The 2030-nt window shown below is 81.1% G+C and carries 1 pseudogene; it reads right to left on the bottom strand.

What is annotated here, in order from left to right:
- Window positions 1-2030: pseudogene (locus tag GTY56_RS05465) on the bottom strand (hypothetical protein); the annotation flags it as partial.

The raw sequence follows: 2030 nt of genomic DNA, 5'->3' as shown, positions 1-2030 counted from the left end.
GTCGGCGTCGTCGGCCGCGTCCGCCCAGCGCGCCATCAGCGACGCCGGGGTGGCCCGGGCCAGGCCCAGCTCGTCCAGCAGGCGGGCCGCCTGCGGCAGTGGTGCCGAGACGCGCGGCTGGCGCTCGCTCGCCGGGCCGTCCGTACGCAGCGGTGCCAGCGCCCGCGCGAACCGCTCGGCCCAGGCCGGGGAGACGGCGTCGACGGTGGCGATGGTGCCGTGCCCGACCGGCCCGGCCGCTGCGCCGTCACCGCCGGCCCGGGCCACCCGCATCAGCCGCAGGGCCGTCGCCACGTCCCCGCTGAGCAGCGCGACCGCGCCGCACTGCCGGAACGTCGGCGCGACCGAACAGGCCGCCTCGTAGGTCTCCGTCACCGGCGAGGCCGGGGAGGCGGCGGCCGTCTCGGCCAGGCAGACGACGTGGATCCCGGCCCGCGGGCCCTCCAGCGCCAGCCGCGCGACCGCTGCGCGCAGGTCGGCGCCGCCCGGGTCGCCGTCGACGACCACGACCGTGTACGGACCGGGGAAACCGGCTGCCGCGTCGGTACCGGAGACGTCGTCCCGCGCCCAGGAGGGGCGGCGGGGGGACGGGACGGTCCCGGCGGGGGACGGGACGGCGCCGGTGGGGGACGGGACGGCGCCGGTGGGCTGTGCGCCGCCCCCCGCGGCCGCGTCCGCCAAGTGGTCCTCCAGGCGGCGGGTGAGTTCGTCGGTGCGGGCCGCGGCCTGCTCGCGGTCGAGGGCCAGCAGCAGCCGGCAGTCCTGCCCGTGCCCCGGGCGCACGTGCGGCAGCCAGCCCAGCCAGGACCACTCGGCGGTGCGCTCCTCAAGAGGGCGGGAGCGGTCCGCGGCGATCAGGACGACCTCCAGCGTGTCCGGGGAGTGCAGCGCCGTGAGCTGGGCCAGCACGGCCCGCGCCAGCCCGGCCAGCCGCGCCCGCGGTCCGGCCAGGCCCAGGGCGCCGACCTCGCGCAGCCCGGCCGTCACGGGGACGGCGGGCAGCAGGCCCGAGCCGTCGGGCGCCGCCCGGTCGGCCGTACCGAGGCGCACGGCGAGCGCCTCCGGGTGGCCGGGGCCGCGCTCCCACAGCCGCGGCCCCGGCCCCAGGGCCGTGAGCAGCAGCGTGGCCGGGTCGGGCCAGGTCTCCGGCGCGGCCGGCACGACGACCGGGTGCTGCTCCGCCTCCACGGCGGCCGGGGCGTCCTCATACGCCTCGCGCGGCTCCGCCGCCTGCTCACCACGCCCTCCGGCCAGCCGCCGGGCCCAGGCCCCGATCCCGCCGCGCCTGCGGGTACCCGGGGGCACGTCGGTGCCGCGCAGGGGAGTGCCTTTGCGCCCGCGCCCGGCACGCTGGTCCGCGAGGGCCGGGTCGTCGGTGCCGGGGGGAGCGGCAGGCCCGCCCTCACCCCAGGGGTGCGGACCGGCTCCGTCCGCCTGACCGGTGTCGTACGCCGCGATCCCGGAACGGCCCGCGTGCGTGTCCCCGGCACCGCTCGCCGGCCGGCCCGCGTCGGGCTGCCGTATGGCGCCGGCCGGGGCTGCGGGAGAGGCCGGGGGCGTCGAACCGTGAGCGGAGTCGGGCTGCCGGGTGCGTGTTCCGGGCGTCCGGGAGGGGGTCTGGGCGGCCCCGGCGGGCCGGGGCCGCGATCCTCCGCCGGCCGTCTGCCGACGGGCCTCGCCCCCGGTGCCTCCGGGCGGCACCTCACTCCAGCCGTCCCCCGCATGGGCCGCGCCCCCCGGGCCCGGGTACGGCACCTCGCTGCGCCGGCTGCCGGAGGGGGCTTCGCCTCGGCCGTCCGGGGTGGCCATGTCGTTCCGGCGGATGCCGGAGGTGGCCTCCCCGCGGCTGCCCGGGGACGGCACCTCACTGCGGCGGTCGTCTGTGCGGGCCTCGCCCCGGTTGCCCACGGTGGGCGCCTCGTCCCGGTGGCTGCCGGAGCGGGCTTCGCCCTGGCCGTGTGCGGTGGGCAGGTCGCCGCGGCGGTCCCCGGCGCGGGCGGCGCCGCCCGCGCCCGGCGCCGGCACGTCAC

It is taken from the genome of Streptomyces sp. SID5643 (genome assembly GCF_009872555.1).
Taxonomy (GTDB): Bacteria; Actinomycetota; Actinomycetes; order Streptomycetales; family Streptomycetaceae; genus Streptomyces; species Streptomyces iakyrus.
The sequence above is the reverse complement of the archived record's forward strand: the minus strand, read 5'-3'. Positions and strand labels throughout refer to the sequence as shown.